We start from the raw sequence: 19836 nt of genomic DNA on the forward strand, positions 1-19836 counted from the left end.
TAAAGTCCCACGCTGTGCAAAAGAGTGTGAATAATTCTAAATACCATCGCTAAGCTTTTGAAATAAAATAAAAAATTAAGCATAATCGTACCGGACAATTCGCACATTGCGCGAAGGGTTTCGACATGTGTTCTCACAAACGGTTTTATGACAGTCCTGATCTCGGGCGGGGTATGGTTTGGTAGCAGAAGCCACAACAGCTAGAAATTTTCTTGGGCCCAGATTGCGCGAAGGCGCTTTCATAGGAATAACGGCAGCTTGCCTGTATTTGTTGCTGTCCCTGATTACCTATTCGCCTGCGGATCCGGGGTGGTCAGGAACCGGTAGCCAGGGTTATGTTGGTAACGCGGGTGGCCCGGCCGGTGCCTGGCTTGCCGATGTGTTCTTTTCGTTGTTTGGTTATCTGGCCTACCTGTTTCCGGTAATGTTGGGCTATCGTGCCTGGATACTGTTTCAGCATCGCCACGAGGAGGCGCCGGTCGACTGGGTAACACTGGTTATCCGCGTAGTGGGCCTGAGCCTGGTGATGATCGCTGGCACCGCCTTGGCGGCGATGAATGACTTGGGTACTGCTGCATTGCCGCAGGGTCTGGGCGGGGTTTTAGGGCTGGCCGTGGGTGGTTCATTCACCGACGCCTTCAGCGTCACTGGCAGTCGTCTGATCCTGGTGGCTGTGTTTCTGTTTGGGGTCACCGTATTCACGGATCTCAGCTGGTTGCGACTGATGGACACCCTGGGTGCTGGAACTTTGCGCCTGATTGAAGGTAGCCGGCATAACATCCTGCTGCGTTACGACCAGTTTATGGAGAAACGGGCGCAGAAAAAGGTGCAGGAAGAGCGCAAGGCTGTTATCACCCAGCATGTCGAGAAAGAGAAGAAACGTAAACCCCCTAAAATAAAACCGCTCCAGGTAGCCATTAAAAAGAGTGATCGCGTCGAAAAAGAGAAGCAGCAACCGCTGTTTGATGCGCCTGTCACGGGTACCTTACCACCGCTGGATTTACTGGATGAGCAGGTGCGTGACCCCAGTCGCGGCTATTCGCCAGAGGATCTGGAGAAATTATCGAAGATATTAGAGATCAAACTGGCTGATTTTGGCGTCCTGGCGGAAGTGGTGGCAGTGTATCCGGGGCCTGTTATTACGCGCTTTGAAATCCAGCCCGCTGCCGGTGTTAAGGTCAGCCGTATCAGTAATCTGGCCAAGGATCTGGCGCGCTCGCTGGCGGTTATTAGCGTGCGCGTGGTAGAGGTCATTCCCGGTAAGTCGGTGGTCGGTATTGAGATCCCCAACGAAGACCGGGAGATCGTCAACTTCCGTGAAGTGTTGTCCTCGGAAGCATTTGAAGATTCCAAGTCACCGCTCACCCTGGCACTAGGCCACGACATTGCCGGGCAACCAATCGTCGCTGACCTTGGGCGGATGCCCCACCTGTTGGTTGCCGGTACCACCGGAGCGGGTAAGTCGGTAGGCGTCAACGCCATGTTGGTGAGCTTTCTGTATAAGTCGACGCCCGCGGACGTGCGGTTGATTCTGGTGGATCCAAAAATGCTGGAATTGTCGGTCTACGACGGAATTCCACACTTGTTGACGCCGGTTATTACCGATATGAAAGACGCGGCCAATGGCTTGCGCTGGTGCGTGGCAGAAATGGAGCGTCGTTATAAGCTGATGGCTGCCCTGGGCGTCAGGAACCTGGCAGGTTATAACCGCAAAGTGCTTGATGCGCAGAAAGCAGGGGAGCCGCTGAAGGATCCACTGTGGGTGCCAGACGCCATGTTTGAAATGACAGACGAGGAACAGGTGGCCCCGGACCTGGAGAAGCTGCCGTTTATCGTTGTTGTGATAGACGAATTCGCCGATATGATGATGGTAGTCGGCAAGAAGGTGGAAGAACTTATCGCGCGTATCGCGCAGAAGGCAAGAGCCGCCGGTATTCACATGATACTCGCCACTCAGCGTCCTTCAGTGGATGTTATCACCGGCTTGATCAAGGCCAACGTGCCTACGCGTATCGCCTTCCAGGTGTCATCGAAGGTCGACTCCAGAACCATTCTGGATCAGGGCGGTGCCGAACAGCTGCTGGGTCACGGCGACATGTTGTATTTGCCCCCCGGCACCGCAGTGCCGGTCCGAGTGCATGGTGCGTTTGTAGACGATCATGAAGTGCACGCGGTGGTAGCGGACTGGAAACGACGCTCCGAACCTCGTTATATCGATGGCCTGTTAGATCAGGGTAGCGCCACTGCGGCGCTTCCGGGCGAAGCGCCGACCGGTGATGATGGCGAAGAAGTCGATGCCCTCTATGACGAAGCCGTGTATTACGTGACGCAAAGTCGGCGCGCCAGTATTTCGTCGGTGCAGCGTAAATTACGGGTTGGCTATAATCGCGCAGCACGACTGATTGAATCGATGGAAGCGGCTGGCGTGGTTACTGAAATGGGCACCAATGGTCAGCGCGAAGTGCTGGCGCCACCACCGGTGGAGTCATGAAGGCGCTACTGGTTTTTGCGCTTAGCCTGTTGTGGATGAACCCGGCTGTGGCGGAGTCCGGCTTACAACAGCAGCTGGCGGCCATCGTCAGCCTCAGTGGCAGTTTTGAGCAGCGTGTGTTGGATGATTCAGGCGTTGAGCTGGAGGTCAGTAATGGGCGTTTCAAGGTGCTGCAGCCAGGCTATTTTTACTGGGCCATTGATAATCCCGATGCACAGCTGCTGATTGCCAATGGCAAAACGCTGGTGCACTACGACGCCGAGTTGGAGACAGCGACAGAGCGTGGCTTGGATGAGCAGCAGTCGAGTAGCCCTCTGGCAATATTTGCAGATGGCGGTGCCGGCCTTGAAGCGCACTATGAAGTCTCGGTGACGGACGGGGGAGGCTACCTGCTAAAACCCCGCGTTAGCGATGGCAGCTTTGTAGAGGTTGAATTACGATTGAACGCCGACGTTCCCGGCAGCATGCGGGTATTGGATGCGCTGGGCAATACCACGCAGATCGAGTTTTCCGAGGTATTGCTGAACCCGCCGCTGGAACCTGCTGAGTTTACGTTTGTGCCGCCCGACGGGGTTGATTTTTATCGTTATGAGCAGTGATCTGTTCTCAGATCCTGAACCCGCCTACCAGCCCCTAGCAGCGCGCGTGCGCCCGCAGACGTTGGCGGATTATTATGGGCAACAACATCTTTTGGGAGCCGGTAAACCACTGCGTGAGGCAGTAGAACGCGGCCAGCTGCATTCTATGGTGTTGTGGGGCCCGCCGGGTGTGGGCAAGACCACACTGGCCAGAATGCTCGCCGCTACCGCTGAGGCTCACTTTATCGCGCTCTCGGCGGTCCTGTCCGGGGTCAAAGAGATACGTGAAGCGGTAGCGCAGGCGCAGGATCAGCGCTCGCGCGGACGTGCCACTATCCTTTTTGTGGATGAAGTACACCGCTTCAACAAGTCACAGCAAGACGCCTTTTTGCCGTATGTGGAAGACGGCACGCTGATTTTTGTTGGCGCGACCACCGAGAACCCTTCGTTTGAACTGAACAACGCGCTGTTGTCACGCAGTCGTGTTTACAAACTGCGTAATCTCGACACCGATGAACTTTGTCAGGTGCTCGATGGTGCGCTGGCCACATTGGGCACAGCGACAACAGTAAGCCCGGATAACCTTAGAAAGCTGGCATTGAGTGCAGACGGCGACGCCAGACGTGCGCTCAATCTGTTGGAGCTGGCACTTGATCTTAGCGCCGAAGGCGATCTGAGGGAGAGCCCTGCAGCAGCAAATGACAGCCAGGTTATAGACGAGGCGATCATTGAAGAAGTACTGCAGGGCTCTTTGCGCCGCTTTGACAAGGGCGGCGACCTGTTCTACGACCAGATATCAGCCTTGCACAAAGCCGTCAGAGGGAGTTCACCTGACGCTGCTCTGTACTGGTTTGCCCGTATGCTGGACGGCGGCTGCGACCCACTCTATCTCGCCCGGCGCGTGGTGCGCATGGCCAGTGAAGATATTGGCAATGCGGACCCGCGCGGATTGAGTATCGCGCTGGATGCCTGGCAAGTGCAGGAACGTCTGGGTAGCCCGGAGGGCGAGTTGGCGTTGGCTCAGGCCATCAGTTATCTGGCCAGCGCGGCCAAGAGTAACGCGGTTTATAGCGCCTGGAAGGCTGCCGTTGCGGACGTCGAGTCACAGCCCGGTTACGAAGTGCCTATGCATTTGCGCAACGCCCCTACGGAGTTGATGAAGTCGTTTGGACATGGTGAGGAGTACCGCTACGCACACGACGAACCCGGTGGCTTTGCCGCCGGCGAAAATTACTTTCCACCTGAATTGCGCGATCGCGTTTATTATCACCCGACGGATAGAGGCCTGGAACAGAGGATCGCAGACAAGCTCGCGAGCCTGCGCGAACAGGATAAAAACAGTACAATACGCCGCTATGAAAATCCTGCCGATTCAGACTGAACTATGAAACACATGCTGCTGATAGCACTGGGGGGAGCCGGTGGTGCTCTGGCACGACATTGGTTGTCGAGCGTCATGTCCGCATCTTCCGCCAATCATTTTCCCATAGGTACGCTATCGGTGAACGTGCTGGGTTCGTTTTTGATTGGTGTTATGTACGTCATTATTGTTGAGAAGGGGTTGATACACCCTGACTGGCGCAGTGTATTCATTATTGGTTTTCTCGGCGCTTTTACAACCTTCTCTACGTTTTCGCTGGAGGCGGTGACGTTGTTGGAGAACGGGCATGCGGCTATGGCTGCGGGATATGTGCTACTGAGTGTGGCAACCTGCCTTCTGGGCGTATGGCTTTCTATGGTTTTGACTCGGTTTATTTGGTAACAGGTTCACTAAATGCTTGATATAAAAATGGTTCGCAAGGACCCCGCCCTGGTTGCAGCTGAATTGGCGCGGCGTGACTTGAGTTTTGATATAGACGCTTTTCTGGCGCTGGATGCCAGACGCAAGCAGGCTGACATCGATAGTCAGAATTTGCAGGCAGAAAAAAAGCAGGCCTCCAAACAGATTGGCGAACTGGTCAAAGCGGGCACGCCGGTAGATGAAGCCAAGCAGACCGTTAACGCGGTGCTGGAGCGTATTTCTGCACAACTGGATGAGGCTGCCGCGCAGGCACGCCAGCTGCAGAATGAGCTGGATAATTTGATGATGTCGCTGCCCAACCTGCTTGCTGCCGTGGTGCCGGTGGGTAAAACAGAGGCAGATAATCAAGAGCTGGAGCGTTGGGGCGAGCCCACGGTGCCAGAGTTTGAGGTGCTGGATCACGTCGATGTGGGCGCACAACTAAAGGGTCTTGATTTTGAAATGGCAGCCAAGATCACCGGTGCTCGTTTCGCCGTGATGAGTGGGCCAGTGGCGCGACTGCACCGGGCGCTGACGCAGTTTATGCTTGACCTGCATACGCGAGAGCACGGTTATACAGAGCTCTATGTACCCTATATCGTCAACGCAGATTCATTGCGTGGCACCGGCCAGTTGCCAAAATTTGAAGAGGACCTTTTCAAATTGCGACATGATGTGGATTTTTACTTGATTCCCACCGCCGAGGTGCCGATAACCAATATGGTCCGCGATCGTATTATCGAACCCGATGAATTGGGTGAAGGTTTACGCTATGTTGCTCATACACCGTGTTTTCGCAGCGAAGCTGGCAGTTATGGCCGCGATACCCGGGGCATGATCAGACAGCACCAGTTTGAAAAAGTCGAGTTAGTGCAAATGGTGCGACCAGAGCATTCAGCGGCTGCCCACGAAGCTTTGACCGGTCATGCCGAGGCTGTTCTCAGAGCGCTGGAATTGCCCTATAGAAAGGTCCTGTTGTGCGCGGGAGATACCAGTGCCAATGCGAATACCACCTATGATCTGGAGGTTTGGCTGCCGGCGCAACAAACCTATCGCGAAATTTCATCCTGCAGCAATTTCGGTGATTATCAGGCCCGGCGTATGAAGGCGCGGTGGCGTAACCCGGAGACCGGTAAACCGGAGTTGTTGCATACCCTGAACGGTTCTGGTCTGGCGATTGGCCGCACGCTTGTGGCAATCCTGGAAAACTACCAGCAGGCTGATGGCTCGGTATTGGTACCGTCTGCATTAGGCCCTTATATGGCCGGGCTAGAGCGCTTGTCTCCACCCTGATCGATGGACTATTTACCTCTCTTTTTTGAATTAACCAACCGCCCGGTCTGGGTCGTTGGCGGTGGTGGTGTGGCGCTGCGCAAGCTGCGGTTGTTACTCAAGGCTGAAGCGCAGGTCACCGTCATCGCCCCTGAAGTGGACGCGGAGGTTGAGCAATTGCTGGCGGGCAACCAAGGCCGCTACGTGCAACAGTCATGGCAGCAGTGGTCAACGTTACAGGGCACAGAGCAACCGTTGCTAATCATATCGGCAACACCGGATATCAGCGTCAATGAAGCGGTAGCGCAATGGGCAGGAGAGCGTGCTATACCCGTCAATGTGGTAGATAACCCGGATCTATGCAGCTTTATATTTCCGGCGTTAATTGACCGCAGCCCTTTGTTAGTGGCAGTTGGCAGCGGCGGACGCAGCCCGGTGCTGGTTAGACGCACGCGCAGTTTGATTGAAGCGGCGCTGCCACATGCCTACGGAAAATTAGCGCATTTTGCCGGGAGTTTGCGCGACAAGGTAAAGCAGGCGCTGCCAGACCTTGAGGCGCGTCGATTGTTCTGGGAATCAACCCTGGACGGCCCCATCGCGGAACTGGTGCTGTCAGGGCAGGAGCAACGTGCTACCGAGCAGTTGGAGCGATCGCTGGCAGAGGCTCCTGTGGAGAGCAGCGGGGAGGTGTTTTTGATTGGCGCTGGCCCTGGAGACCCTGACCTGATGACGTTTCGAGCTGCACGTCTGCTGCAGGCGGCTGACGTGGTGGTCTACGATCGTCTCGTCACAACCCCAATATTAGAAATGGCGCGACGAGATGCAGAGAGAATTTATGTCGGCAAGCGGCGCGATCAACATACATTGCCGCAGCAGGAAATTAACCAGTTGCTGCTGGAGCTGGCTCAGAAGGGCTTACGAGTCGCGCGCCTGAAGGGCGGCGACCCCTTTATATTCGGGCGCGGCGGCGAGGAAATTGAATTGCTGGCGGCGCATCAGATCCCCTTTCAAGTAGTGCCCGGCATTACCGCCGCCAGCGGTTGCGCCAGCTATGCCGGTATTCCACTGACGCACAGAGATCACGCACAGTCAGTACGTTTTCTGACTGCACACCTGCGCGATGGCAGTGTCGATCTGCCCTGGCAGGATCTTGCCAGCGCCAGCGAGACTCTGGTCTTCTATATGGGCTTACAGGGTCTATCGGCTATTTGCGCTAATCTGTGTCGCTGTGGGCGCGATGAGAACACCCCGGTCGCACTCATAGAACAGGGCACTACCCGCCAGCAGCGTACTTTTGTGGGTACTCTGGCGACCATGCCGGAACGGGTGGCGGATGAGACTATTCACGCTCCAACGCTAATCATCGTCGGTGGTGTGGTCAAGCTGCGCGAAAGCCTGGCCTGGTACGGTGAATCCAGCAAGTCCGGACGCTGGCCGCCTTGATGACCTGCGCAGATGCAGGTCGGTCGGGTAAACACTTGGTATAGGCGGGTCCGGTCGCCAGCAGGAGTGCTATAGTAAATTCACCCTAATAATAACTGGAGTTGTCATGACCCAACAACGCAAGCAGGTCATTATCAAAAATGAGTTTCAGCATAAGCTGATACTGAGCACTGTTCTAATCACCCTGATTTCGCTGAATGTCATCATTCTGGCGGCCTCGCTTCTAGAGCAGCGGTTGGGCAATGACGGCAGCCTGTTCAGTGTATTCACTCTGACCGTGGCCGGGCTGGAAATTGTCGCGGTCATCATGGTGTATTTCATTAGCCGTGACATCAGCTTCCATATAGCCGGTCCTGTGTATGCTATAGAACGCACCATCAAGGGTCTGGGAGAGGGTAATTTGTATCAGGTACTCAAGCTGCGCCCGCGGGATCAGTTTGCGGAAGTATCAGAGGAACTTAACCTGGTGATGGCGGATTACTGTGAGCGACTGCAGCGTGCCAAGTTGTTGGCTAACCAGATCGCCCAGCAGAACCCCGACGCCGCGAGCGCGGCGTTGTGTGAAGAATTGGCCTTTTTTATCACCCAGGTCGATGAAGCAAGGGACGATAGCAGTACTAACGTACGTCTTTAGGAGTTGCTAGCCACGGCCTTGTTGCCTATCTGCAGGGCATCTAACAGGATATTACCGGCTTCACGCAGCAAAATATCCTCGTCTTCATCCTCGTCTTCATCGTCTTCTTCTGATTCTGCTTCCTCACTGCTGTTTACTGCAAGCTCGTCTGCTGTAATGTCATCAGCCACAGGTGCAGTTTCTGCGTCTAGCGCTGCGTCCATGACCGCATCTGAGTCATCGCTGACGGCACTGGCGTCAGCACTTTCTTCCGGCTCGTCTTCGTCAAGGCTTTCAAGCGGGTCTAACCCTTTCGCAATGCGGCGCTTATTTTCAATATCGAGGGTCTTCTGAGTTTGTGTTTCGCGCAGCTGCAGCCGCGCGGATTCCTGCAGCGGTAGCGTGGTGATTTTACGCGCCTCAGCAGCCAGGGCTATGCTGTCTTCCAGATAAATAAAGTCAGGGTCGCTCGCCACACGCTGTTGGTACTGGTCTTTCAATGCGTCCAGCGAACCGGGAATATCGTGGTATTTGCGATGCCTGACCGGGTTGATCTTGTCCCAGTTCAGCGCGTGATCCAGACTACTTTCACCAATTTGTTCCTTGTCATACTGAGACGGAAATTCAACGTCGGGAATGACACCGCGATGCTGGGTGCTTTCACCGCTAATACGGTAGAACTTTGACTCGGTCAGCTTCAGTTGACCTTCGGGCAACGGGATCAAAGTTTGCACCGTGCCTTTGCCAAAGGACTGCGTGCCAATGATGATGCCGCGCTGATAGTCCTGAATCGCACCGGCAAAAATCTCCGAGGCCGAGGCGCTTAAACGGTTAATCAAAACAGCGACCGGGCCTTCATAGTAAGCAGAGCGTAACCGCTTACCGTCACGAAAGACTTTGCTGGAAGAGTGGCGTATTTGTACGGTGGGACCGTACTCAATAAACAGCCCGGTAAGCTCATTAGCTTCTTGCAATGATCCTCCGCCATTATTGCGTAAATCAATAATAATGCCCTCTACGCCGTCAGCCACCAATTCGTCCAACAATTGTTTGACGTCCCGGGTGGTGCTTTTGTAGTTTTCGTCACCCTGGCGCAGAGCTTCAAAATCGATATAAAAAGCGGGAATATCAATCACGCCGACACGCCGCACGCCGTCACCGTCCGGAATCTCAACGATCGATTTCTGCGCACTTTGCTCCTCCAGCTTGACTTTATTGCGCACAATGGTAATCACCTTGCGGGAATCGGTTGACTTGGAGCTTGCTGGAATAACCTGCAGGCGCACGGTGGTGTCCTTGGGACCTCGTATCAAATCCACGACCTCATCCAGTCTCCAGCCGATGACATCCTGAAACTCATCATCACCCTGAGCTACGCCTATGATGCGATCTGAAGGCTTCAATTCACCCTGCTTGTCCGCCGGTCCAGCAGCCACTACGCGAGTGACCTTGGTATATTCATCCTGCAGCTGGAGAACGGCTCCAATACCTTCCAAAGATAAACTCATGTTGATATTGAAGTTTTCAGAGGTACGCGGCGACAGGTAATTGGTGTGCGGGTCATACAGCTCGGTCAGCGCATTAGCGTATACCTGAAACGCGTCCTGCTCGTTGTATTGTTGGACCCGGTTCTGTTGGTTTTCGTAGCGTTTAATGAGCGTGCTGGCTAGCTCGTCTTGGGGCTTGTCGGCAAGTTTCAGGCTCAGCACTGCACTTTTGATTTGGAGCCGCCAGCGCTCATCTGCCTCAGACATATCTTTGGCCCAGGCACGCTTCTCAGGCTCTAGCGAGAGGCTCTCATCGACCTCGAAGTCCATTGCCTCAACCAGCGCAGGTAGCTCGCGCACCACCCATTCAAGTCGGGTCTCAAGCCGTTGCTGGTAACGGTTGAAAATCTTGAAGCCAGTGTCGAGATTGCCCTCTCTGAATTCATCGTCCAACTGCAGACGTTGCGGCTCGAATTCGTCCAGATCACTTTGTAAAAGAAACAGGTGGCTGGGGTCGAGACCGCGAAAATAGGCGTCAAACAGGTCTGAGGCAAGGGCATCATCAAATTCGCGCTTAGAGTAGTGGCGTGTTTCAAGTTTGTTGACTAAATCGATTGCGGTGGTGGATTGCTCCTTGGTATAGGCAACAGCGGCCACGCTATCGTTACTAAGCAGGGCGCCCGCCAGCGATAGTATCAGTATAAGCGTCAGCAACAGCGCCGACTCCCGCGGTATAAAACGGGAAGGCGCGGCATTCGATGTCAGCGAGAGGTTATTAAGGACTCGATTCAAAACAAAATCACTCTATTAAAGGTGGTAAAATTGACGCTACAGTGTACCAGTATCGGCGGAGAAAACTATGACGTCCTTGTTCGATGTTTTGACATCACCAGCTGGATTAAAGTTCGATCAGTGGCTGGTAAAATTTTCCGGATACTCACTGGTTAATCGGGTTTTCGCAAGGCAAAGCGGTATTCAATCCAGGCCCGCGTTATTGTTGGAGACCCGCGGTCGTAGCAGCGGTTTGCCGCGGCGCGCCGTATTGCCCTATTTTTGTGATGGCGAAAAGCTGGTAGTGGTGGGCTCTATGGGCGGAGCGCCCGTTGACCCGCAGTGGGCCAATAACCTGCGTGCTTCAGGGGAAGCGAGACTCTGGGTAGCACGGCGTCAGCTGGCGGTGACTGTCAGGGAGGCGGACGGTCAGGACTATGAGCGCCTGTGGCTTATGATCAGTCAGTTAGTGCCCGTCTATATCGACTATCAGTCCCGCTGTCAGGCCAGTCGTAGAATCCCGATTATGGTATTCTCCATCGCAGAAAAATAGTGTGAAAATTAAGGTACCCAGTTCAATGACAGCGATCCAACTATTACCTCTAACTCTGCTAACCGCGGCGCTATCTGGGACTGTGTTGCCTGCCTGCGCACAAACTGGCGACGGCCTGGAGACCGTTAACGTCGTCGGTACCCGGTTGGATTTATCCCCATCCGAAATGAGCGGCCAGATATCCGTGGTAGACGCAACTGAGATCGCTGCCCGCAACAAGGATCGGCTGGAGGCGCTGTTACAGTCGCTGCCCGGCGTCAGTATTAACCAGCAAGGCGGCGCCGGCGGTGTTAGCAGTCTTTACGTCCGCGGTGGAGAGGCCAATTTCACCATCGTTCTTATCGATGGAGTGCAGGTGAATAATCCGGTGAATACTCGCGGCGGAAGTTTCGATTTTTCCACCATAGATGTCAGCACCGTCACCCGCATTGAGTTAATCAGAGGCCCGCAGTCGGCTATTTACGGAGCGGATGCTCTATCCGGTGCGCTCAACCTGATTACCCGCCCCCCGGGTGACGGGCCAACGGCCAGCCTGCGAGCAGAAATCGGTGCCGATGGATACTCCAGAGGCACGGGAACTTTAGCGGCTGGCACGGCCGAGCGTGGCATTGTCGTCAGTGCCGGAACCCATGACTCCGGTGAACCCGTGCCGGGAAGTCGTCAGCAGATCGATTTCTTTAATACCCGCTTCAACTACTCACTGAGCCAGGACTGGCATTTGTCCGGCGCCCTGCGCTATAGCGACAGTGAACGTACTAGCTTCCCAGAGGATAGCGGTGGTCCCGAACTGGCGGTCTGGCGCGATTTGGATGAGGCTGCGAGTGAGTCGGCGTCGACTCAGTTCAAATTAAGCGGCCAGCTACTGGATAATTGGCGCAGCGAGCTCACTTTCAATTGGTTTGGGTTCGACGGCGAAGAAATGTCACCAGGTATTGCCCCGGGATCTAACATTCCGCCCACCGGTTCCGACACCGACTTTGACCGCTACCAGCTCAATTGGAACAATAACCTCAGCTGGGAGCGAACTCGCCTCAGCTTTGGCCTGGACGGGCGCCGCGAAGAGGGCGATAGTCAGGGCTATGTAGATTTTGGAATATTGATCCCGGCGGATTTTAGCCTGGAGCGGGATACGCTGGGGGCGTTTGTTGAGGTGCAGCACGATATCACCGCAGCCTTGTCCGTTTCCTTGGGTGCGCGCTATGACGATCCGGATGCTATCAGCAGCGAAACCACAGCGCGTGTTGGCGCCGTGTGGCGTATTAACGACGGTAACACCGTATGGCGTGCCAATTGGGGGCAGGGTTTTAAGCCACCGAGTTTTTTCGCCTTGGCCCACCCCTTGGTCGGTAACGCGGATCTCAAATCTGAAACGGCTGAGAGCTGGGATATCGGGGTCGAGCATCGCTTTGCCAATGCGCTTTCGATTAACCTGGCCGTGTTCGAAAGCCGCTTCGACGACTTGATTGATTTTGATGACGCTACCTTTACCAACATTAATCGTGATCGCGTCGATAGCCGGGGGCTGGAGTTGGGGTTGCAGCTGCCTCTCACGGAGCGTGGACGCGTTGTGGCACATGCGACCTATCTGGATATTGATATACAGGATAGCGACGATCAGCTGCGTGGGCGCCCGGAGTATAAAGCGGGAGCCACGGCGTTCTACGAGTTGACTGAGCGTGTCAGCGGCAGCCTTGAGTACCTGTGGGTAGATTCTGTTGTTGAATCGAGTTTGCATACCGGGGACAGCCTCGATTATCAGCTGGATGCCTACAACACGTTGGACCTGAGTCTGGCCTGGCAGGCGCAGGAGCAAGTCAGGGTTGAGTTTTCGATCACTAATTTGCTGGATGAAGACTATCAGCAGGCGGTTGGCTTTCCTGCGCCAGGCATAGCGCCGCGGATCGCACTGCAGGTATCGCTGTAGCGATGACTGAGCATTGGGTATTTGGCTATGGTTCATTGATTTGGAAGGCGGACTTTCCTTTTTTGGATCGCCGCCAGGCGACTATCAGCGGCTGGGAGCGGCGTTTTTGGCAGGGTTCGCATGATCATCGAGGCACACCGGAGGCGCCGGGCAGAGTGCTGACGTTGACCCCGGTGCCTGGTGCTGTCTGTTCGGGAGTGGTTTATAAAGTCACAGAGGATGTATTTGAGCATCTGGACCACCGTGAGAAAAACGGCTATCGACGGGTGACACTGGATGTGGATATTGATGGCGGCGACAGGGTGTTGGGGACAGTATATTTTGCTGATCACGACAACCCGGCATTTTTGGGCACCGCTCCACTCGCTGAAATTGCGGCGCAGATCGAGCGCAGCAATGGTCCCAGTGGTTCTAACGCTGAGTACCTGTTGGAGATAGCCAGTGCTCTGCGTGTGCTGCGCACTCAAGATGCACACGTGTTTAGGCTTGAATCGTTGTTGAAGGGCAGGGGCTGCTGACCAAAGTTCAGCATCAAACGGGGACGGTACTTACGTTGCCAACAGCGCCTGGGCATAGCGCTGGCAAAGTTTAAGAATGACTTAGGCAGTAGGTTTATCGCTCACCCGTGAATCCGGGTCGAAGTCGTACTCTCCCATACGAAAACCGGCAGGAATGTTTTCCCGGACCGTCTTTATGCGTTGATACATGCTGCCGTGAGAACCTCCCAAGAGGGCATCCTCAACCATCTGGTCTTCATCACAGCGGCGCGCGGCATTGATCAGTCTGGCGAAGGTATGTTCAAAATTCTCGGTATGGCGTGTCCTGATCTCTGTGCCAAACAGCAGTTTGTAGCGGTAGGTCTCTGAGCTGATAGTGAGCAAACGCAGCATTTCACGGGAAAACACTTCCGGGTCGTCACGACCCATAGTCATCCAGAGATGGGAGAGCTTTTCGGTTGAAACTGTCTCTTCATTGCTTTCCGACATCTGGCTAGACAGGTATATCATCCCGACAATGGTGCCCAGCTGAGAACGCACCAATTCCGCCATTTTGAGAAAAGACTCACGGCGTTGATGCAGCTCACTGCGCGCGATAGCCTGAGTTTGTTCGACTGCCTGCTCGGCTGACTTTTGAATTTCGATAAACTGCATTTTCATAGCGTCGGTATTCAGGCGTAGCTCTTTCTTTTGTAGAAAGTACCCAATGACCAGCCAGAGAAACGCCAGCGGTGCGAAAGCACCCTCCAGGAAGCTGCCCATTCGCTCGACAGAGAGGTGAGTGAAGTCAAGCCAGCCCACCTCATTGCCGATGTAGAGCGACATCAATATCAGATAGACGCAGGTTAGGGTGAGACCGAACAGAACGCGCCAGTCCTGATCATAGGGCGACTGATAGTCAGCGGCCGCAATTTTGGGATGCCCGAGCCGGTCCATTACTACGTTAGGCGCATCTGTTTCGGTGCTGTCGTCGTCGCTCATAGTTATCGCTTTCTCACTGTGCGGAGTGTCATCAGACCTTGCTGACGGACATCAAACAAGGGCAAGTGTACAGAAAGTTGGTTATTCGTGTCAGTGTCGATGCAGCGATCACAGGACTACTCTATTGGAGGTTACCCATTAAATTAGGCAGAAAAGGCGCTGGCTTTTAAGTCTATATTGCGCTAAAACAATAGGCGTGCCATGAGATCGCGGCATAAGCAGTAACGTTGTAAGCCTTAAATATTTGGTTTTGTTATTAGGACAAGCGTCCTTAATAACAAATAAAAATAAGTATAACTATAACAACAACCAGCAGGTTAGATCTGTATGGGGGCACCGGCAACAACTGTACGTTCACAGGCGGCTGACTATGTCGAGCTGACGAAGCCCCGTATTGCCCTCGTTGCGCTGGTTACAACCTTTGCCGGTATGTGGCTTGCGGCCGGCCCCACGCTTGAACCCTGGCTGATCGTTTGCACGCTCACCGGTACCTGGCTTGCCTCAGCTTCTGCAGGTTTGCTGAACAATTATATTGACCACGATATCGACCCGCTCATGTCGCGCACCGCGAATAGAGCCACAGCAGCCGGTAGGCTCGAATTACAGCAGGTTTTGCAAGTAGGGCTGGCGCTGGGAGGAGCGGCGTTTGTTGTGCTGTTCTTGACTGTCAATCTATTGTCTGCCGCGCTAGCGGTCGGCACCATCTATTTTTATGTTGTGATCTATACGATGTGGCTTAAACGCCGCACCGACCTGTGTACAGAGATTGGCGGTATCGCTGGCGCCTTACCCCCCGTTATTGGCTATGCGGCCGTGACCGGCGAGATCGGTCTGCCTGCCATCTTGCTATTTGTCATTATGTTTATCTGGCAGCCACCTCACTTCTGGGTGCTGGCTTTACTGCGCGAAGAAGAATACCGCCGCGCTGGTATCCCTATGCTGCCAGTCACTAGCGGCAGTTTTGTCACCAAGGCCAAAATGCTGCTCTATACGGCCGCGCTACTGCCAGCAACCATGGCGCTGGCTGTGACTGGCTACGCGGGACCAGTGTATCTAGTGGTTTCTTCCATCGCCGGTCTTGTATACCTGGTATGGACGATAGATTTCGCGCGCCGGCCCGTGCAGCGCAAGCGCGCGCTTAACTTGTTTCTTTTTTCCATAGCTTACTTGTTGTTGGTTTTCACGGTGATATTTATCGACAGCCACTACTGATAAAGGATTGGGATCTATGGCTCTGGCAATTGTGTTGATATTGATGGTGATCGGTTCGGTCATCTTTCATTTCTGGAGTCCTTGGTGGTTCACTGAGCTGGCTTCTAACTGGGGCGCTATGGATACCACGATCCTGATTACCTTTTGGGTGACCGGCTTCGTGTTCATCGCCGTTAATCTGTTTATTGCTTATTGTGTAATTAAATTCCGTCACCGTCCCGATCGGACGGCGGCTTACGAGCCGGAGAACAGTAAGTTGGAGGCATGGTTAACAGGTCTCACCGGCCTGGGCGTAATCGCCATGCTTACACCGGGGCTGATTGTTTATACAGACTTTATCAACGTGCCCGATGATGCAGTGATTATCGAAGCGGTTGGGCAGCAGTGGCAATGGAGCTATCGTTATCCCGGACTCGACGGTGCTTTGGGCAAGGCCGACAATCGCAACGTCACCTTCGACAATCCACTGGGCATAGATCCTGATGACCCTTGGGGCCAGGATGACATTGTCGTTACTGGCGCCGCTGCGCATATCGAACTGGATCAGCCGATCAAGTTCAACCTTAGATCCAAAGATGTACTGCACGATTTCTACGTCTCCCAGTTTCGCGCCAAGATGGATGTGGTGCCCGGGCTGGTCAGTTATTTCTGGATGACGCCTACGCGCTTGGGCTCTTTCGAGGTTATGTGTGCCGAACTGTGCGGAGTGGGACATTACAACATGCGCAGCGAAGTAGTGGTCGATAGTCGAGAGGACTACCAGGCGTGGCTTTCGCAACAAACCACTTTTGCGGAAAGCCAGGGCAAACCAGCACCGGTGGGTAACCTGATTGAACGCGGAGCGCAGTTGGCGCAGCAGCACGGCTGTATAGCGTGCCACTCTCTGGACGGTAACCGCGGGGTGGGTCCTAGCTGGAAAGGCATGTACGGACGCACCGAGCAACTGGCCGATGGCAGCACGGTTACTGCCGACGACGCTTATTTGCGAGAGTCCATCACCGATCCTGGGGCTAAGCTGGTAGAGGGTTACCCCCCTGTTATGGCAGCTTATCCCATGGGAAGTGATGATCTCGATGCACTCGTCGCTTACTTCAAGACGCTCTAAGACTAACGGCTAGAGGAAAACAGTAATGGCATATGCTGATCAAGACACTGGACACCATGCAGGCCCGGACAAATTTATCTGGAAGTATGTCTGGAGCCAGGACCATAAGGTGATAGCGGTGCAATATGGCTGTACAGCTATAGCTGTCGGTATATTGGCGCTGGTCCTGTCCTGGCTGATGCGCATGCAAATCGGTTTTCCCGGCAGCCTGGAGTTTATTGATCCCAGCGCGTATTACCAATACGTAACGATGCACGGCATGATCATGGTGATTTATCTGCTGACAGCGTTTTTTCTCGGCGGGTTTGGCAATTACTTGATTCCCTTGATGTGCGGCGCCAGAGATATGGTGTTCCCGTTTTTGAATATGCTCAGTTATTGGTTCTATCTGCTGTCCGTATTGATTTTGTTAGCGAGCTACTTTGTACCAGGGGGGCCGACGGGGGCAGGGTGGACTCTGTATCCACCACAGTCGATTTTGCAGGGTACACCGGGAACAGACTGGGGCATTATTTTGATGCTCGCGTCTTTGGCGGTGTTTATTATCGCTTTTACTATGGGCGGTCTGAATTACATTACTACCGTACTGCAGGCGCGGTGTCGTGGTTTGACGCTGATGCGTATGCCGCTGACGATATGGTCGATCATTACCGCTACGGTTTTAGGCTTGCTGGCTTTCCCCGCCCTTTTTGTCAGCGCCATCATGCTGATGTTTGATCGAGTATTGGGTACCAGCTTCTTTATGCCCTATATAGTGCACATGGGGCAGGCACTTGAGACCGGTGGTGGCAGCCCGGTTTTGTTTCAGCATCTGTTCTGGTTTTTTGGTCACCCTGAAGTTTATATCGTGGCCTTGCCGGCATTCGGATTAGTCTCAGATATTTTGAGCACGCACGCGCGCAAAAATATCTTTGGTTATCGCATGATGGTATGGGCGATTCTGGCTATAGGCGGCATTAGCTTTATCGTCTGGGCGCACCATATGTATGTTTCAGGTATGAACCTCTACCTGGGCTACTTTTTTGCCACCACCACATTGATCATCGCGATACCCACAGCCATCAAGGTTTACAACTGGACCCTGACGTTGTGGCACGGCAACATTCATCTGAATACCCCCATGCTATTTTCCATTGGTTTTATTAGCACCTTTTTGATCGGCGGGTTGACGGGGCTTTTTCTCGGTAATGTAGCGGTTGATATTCCGCTCTCCGATACCTACTTCGTGGTCGCGCATTTTCATATGGTGATGGCTATAGCGCCAATCATGGTGGTGTTTGCAGCCATCTATCACTGGTACCCAAAAATTACCGGGCGTATGTATAACGAAACGCTGGGGGTTATCCATTTTTGGGTGACCTTCGTCGGTACGTATCTGATTTATTTTCCCATGCATTATCTGGGTTTTGAGGGCATGCCCCGACGCTACTACGCCTATGAGGGTTATGAGTTTATCTCGGAGTCTGCACATAGCCTCAACGAGTTTATCTCTGTAGTAGCTATCCTGGTTGGCGTGCTGCAGATACTTTTCATTATCAATATGTTGATGAGTTTGAAGACAGGCAAGCTGGCGGGCGCCAATCCGTGGAACGCAACGACGCTGGAATGGCAGACGCCACAAACACCGCCGGCACACGGTAACTGGGGAGACGAGCTGCCAGTGGTCTATCGCTGGGCCTATGACTATAGCGTGCCCGGTGCCGACGAAGACTTTATCCCGCAAAATCAGCCTGGCGAACTGGGTGATGGGCGTGAGGTGGGAGATGATACTGGGCATAGCTCTGGAGAGGGCGCACCAGCATGACTACACTGATTAAAACGCTGGCGGAAAAACCCTGGTTGTCTGGGCACGATGGCGTAGGAGTTCCCGCTGAGGTCGCAATTTTCGATCTGGCGAAGGAGAAAGTAGGGCTGCGAGCGTTTTTTGCCGTGGCTGCTTCCTTGTTCATGCTGTTTGTCGTCGCCTATCGATTGCGCATGGTCTATAGCGATTGGGTGCCAGTACAGGACCCAGGTGTGCTCTGGCTCAGTACTGGGCTGCTGGTAGTGGCCAGTGTTGCGCTGCAGGTGAGCAGCATTTTCATGTCGCGACAGCATGACCAACGGGCATTGACTGCGTTCTACGTCGGCGGGGTATGCACACTGTTGTTCGTGTGTTGTCAGCTAGTGGCCTGGAGTGAACTCAGCAACGCTGGCTATCTGGTGTCAACAAACCCTGCCAGCAGCTTCTTCTATCTGCTGACCGCCGTACATGGCTTGCATGTGATCGGTGGCCTGGTGGCGTGGCTGCGTACGGCAATACGCATGCGCAGTGCTGAGCCGGGCGCGGCGCGCATCGCAGTAGACCTATGCACCCTATATTCGCACTTCCTGCTGCTGGTGTGGGCGGGACTATTTTACCTGCTGCTCAATAGCTGATAAGGCCGAACGCAATCGTTTGAGAGGATATTCTTTATGGCACAATCGGATACGGTAGAAGGCGTCGAGGGGCTGGCGCAAGATTGGTCCAGCGATCGAGAGGCATTCCGCGACGTGCCCTGGGGCAAAGGGATGATGTGGATATTCCTGCTCAGCGATACCTTTATTTTCACCACTTTTCTCACGGGTTATATGACTGTGCGGCTATCAGCCACTGCACCCTGGCCGGTGCCCAGCGAAGTGTTTGCACTAACGCTGTTCGGCGAGTCTATTCCGCTTATTCTTATCGCCATTATGACGTTTGTATTGATTACCAGCTCCGGCACCATGGCACTCGCGGTCAATTACGGATACCGGCGTGACAAGCGGAAAACCTTTTGGTTGATGATCGCTACGGCCACGCTGGGCGCGATGTTCGTTGGTATGCAGATATTTGAGTGGAGCAAGCTCATCTCAGAGGGTGTGAGGCCCTGGGGTAATCCAATGGGCGCTGCTCAGTTTGGTGCCAGCTTTTTCATGATTACGGGCTTCCATGGCCTGCATGTCTCGATTGGAGTGATATACCTGCTGGTGGTCGCCTTCAAGGTCAAGCGTGGCGACTACGACAATCGTGGTTACGAGATAGTAGAAATTACTGGGCTTTACTGGCACTTCGTGGATCTGGTCTGGGTCTTCATATTTGCCTTCTTTTATTTATGGTGATGCAGGAGT

The 19836-nt window shown here is 54.0% G+C and carries 17 protein-coding genes; 15 read left to right on the forward strand and 2 right to left on the reverse strand.

What is annotated here, in order from left to right:
* Window positions 1-178: 178 nt before the first annotated feature.
* The 7 genes from EYC98_RS10235 (at window position 179) to EYC98_RS10265 (ending at window position 8198) form a co-directional block, all read left to right on the forward strand.
* Entirely contained in the window at window positions 179-2491 is a 2313-nt protein-coding gene (locus EYC98_RS10235) for a DNA translocase FtsK (protein ID WP_279245244.1), read from the forward strand.
* Window positions 2488-3090: an outer membrane lipoprotein periplasmic chaperone LolA gene (lolA, locus tag EYC98_RS10240; protein WP_279245245.1), complete on the forward strand. Its 603-nt coding sequence runs from the start codon at window positions 2488-2490 to the stop codon at window positions 3088-3090. Before EYC98_RS10235 ends, lolA begins: the two co-directional genes overlap by 4 nt.
* Window positions 3080-4450 carry a replication-associated recombination protein A gene (locus EYC98_RS10245; protein ID WP_279245246.1) on the forward strand — a complete coding sequence of 457 codons (1371 nt, stop codon included), beginning with the start codon at window positions 3080-3082 and terminating at the stop codon, window positions 4448-4450. The genes lolA and EYC98_RS10245 overlap by 11 nt, the downstream gene beginning before the upstream one ends.
* Window positions 4451-4453: 3 nt before the next feature.
* Window positions 4454-4831 carry a fluoride efflux transporter CrcB gene (gene crcB, locus EYC98_RS10250; RefSeq protein WP_279245247.1) on the forward strand — a complete coding sequence of 126 codons (378 nt, stop codon included), beginning with the start codon at window positions 4454-4456 and terminating at the stop codon, window positions 4829-4831.
* Window positions 4832-4843: 12 nt separating this feature from the next.
* On the forward strand, window positions 4844-6142 hold the full coding sequence (gene serS / locus EYC98_RS10255) for a serine--tRNA ligase (RefSeq protein ID WP_279245248.1): 1299 nt from the start codon (window positions 4844-4846) through the stop codon (window positions 6140-6142).
* Between the two features lie 3 nt (window positions 6143-6145).
* Window positions 6146-7564: a siroheme synthase CysG gene (gene cysG / locus EYC98_RS10260; protein WP_279245249.1), complete on the forward strand. Its 1419-nt coding sequence runs from the start codon at window positions 6146-6148 to the stop codon at window positions 7562-7564.
* Between the two features lie 106 nt (window positions 7565-7670).
* A complete protein-coding gene (locus tag EYC98_RS10265; RefSeq protein ID WP_279245250.1) occupies window positions 7671-8198 on the forward strand; it encodes a hypothetical protein in 528 nt (175 codons plus the stop codon).
* Here the strand turns inward: EYC98_RS10265 and EYC98_RS10270 are convergent.
* Window positions 8195-10378, reverse strand: a complete 2184-nt coding sequence (locus EYC98_RS10270; RefSeq protein ID WP_279245251.1) for a carboxy terminal-processing peptidase — start codon at window positions 10376-10378, stop codon at window positions 8195-8197. The genes EYC98_RS10265 and EYC98_RS10270 overlap by 4 nt on opposite strands.
* Window positions 10379-10523: 145 nt before the next feature.
* Between EYC98_RS10270 and EYC98_RS10275 the strand changes: the two genes are divergently transcribed.
* The 3 genes from EYC98_RS10275 to EYC98_RS10285 are packed head-to-tail and all read left to right on the forward strand — an operon-like array spanning window position 10524 to window position 13430.
* Entirely contained in the window at window positions 10524-10988 is a 465-nt protein-coding gene (locus tag EYC98_RS10275) for a nitroreductase/quinone reductase family protein (RefSeq protein ID WP_279245252.1), read from the forward strand.
* Window positions 10989-11013: 25 nt separating this feature from the next.
* Entirely contained in the window at window positions 11014-12912 is a 1899-nt protein-coding gene (locus tag EYC98_RS10280) for a TonB-dependent receptor plug domain-containing protein (protein WP_279245253.1), read from the forward strand.
* 2 nt (window positions 12913-12914) lie between these two features.
* Window positions 12915-13430 (forward strand): gamma-glutamylcyclotransferase, encoded by a 516-nt coding sequence (locus EYC98_RS10285; RefSeq protein WP_279245254.1) that lies wholly within the window; start codon window positions 12915-12917, stop codon window positions 13428-13430.
* Between the two features lie 81 nt (window positions 13431-13511).
* Here EYC98_RS10285 and EYC98_RS10290 read toward each other — a convergent pair whose 3' ends face one another.
* A complete protein-coding gene (locus EYC98_RS10290) occupies window positions 13512-14390 on the reverse strand; it encodes a hypothetical protein (RefSeq protein ID WP_279245255.1) in 879 nt (292 codons plus the stop codon).
* A 327-nt stretch (window positions 14391-14717) separates the two neighbouring features.
* On the opposite strand from EYC98_RS10290, the gene cyoE reads away from it, so the two are divergent.
* From cyoE to EYC98_RS10315, 5 genes are read left to right on the forward strand one after another with little or no spacing between them, the layout of a single operon-like run.
* Window positions 14718-15602 (forward strand): heme o synthase, encoded by an 885-nt coding sequence (gene cyoE, locus EYC98_RS10295; protein WP_279245256.1) that lies wholly within the window; start codon window positions 14718-14720, stop codon window positions 15600-15602.
* A gap of 16 nt (window positions 15603-15618) precedes the next feature.
* Complete coding sequence (locus tag EYC98_RS10300; RefSeq protein ID WP_279245257.1) at window positions 15619-16707, forward strand: cytochrome c oxidase subunit II; 1089 nt, start codon at window positions 15619-15621, stop codon at window positions 16705-16707.
* A 25-nt stretch (window positions 16708-16732) separates the two neighbouring features.
* On the forward strand, window positions 16733-18511 hold the full coding sequence (locus EYC98_RS10305; RefSeq protein ID WP_279245258.1) for a cytochrome c oxidase subunit I: 1779 nt from the start codon (window positions 16733-16735) through the stop codon (window positions 18509-18511).
* Window positions 18508-19125 carry a cytochrome c oxidase subunit 3 gene (locus EYC98_RS10310; RefSeq protein WP_279245259.1) on the forward strand — a complete coding sequence of 206 codons (618 nt, stop codon included), beginning with the start codon at window positions 18508-18510 and terminating at the stop codon, window positions 19123-19125. The genes EYC98_RS10305 and EYC98_RS10310 overlap by 4 nt, the downstream gene beginning before the upstream one ends.
* Window positions 19126-19161: 36 nt before the next feature.
* Window positions 19162-19827 (forward strand): heme-copper oxidase subunit III family protein, encoded by a 666-nt coding sequence (locus tag EYC98_RS10315; RefSeq protein WP_279245260.1) that lies wholly within the window; start codon window positions 19162-19164, stop codon window positions 19825-19827.
* Window positions 19828-19836: the final 9 nt, after the last annotated feature.

The sequence above is a fragment of the Candidatus Litorirhabdus singularis genome (assembly GCF_026262625.1).
GTDB classification, from domain to species: Bacteria; Pseudomonadota; Gammaproteobacteria; order Pseudomonadales; family Halieaceae; genus Litorirhabdus; species Litorirhabdus singularis.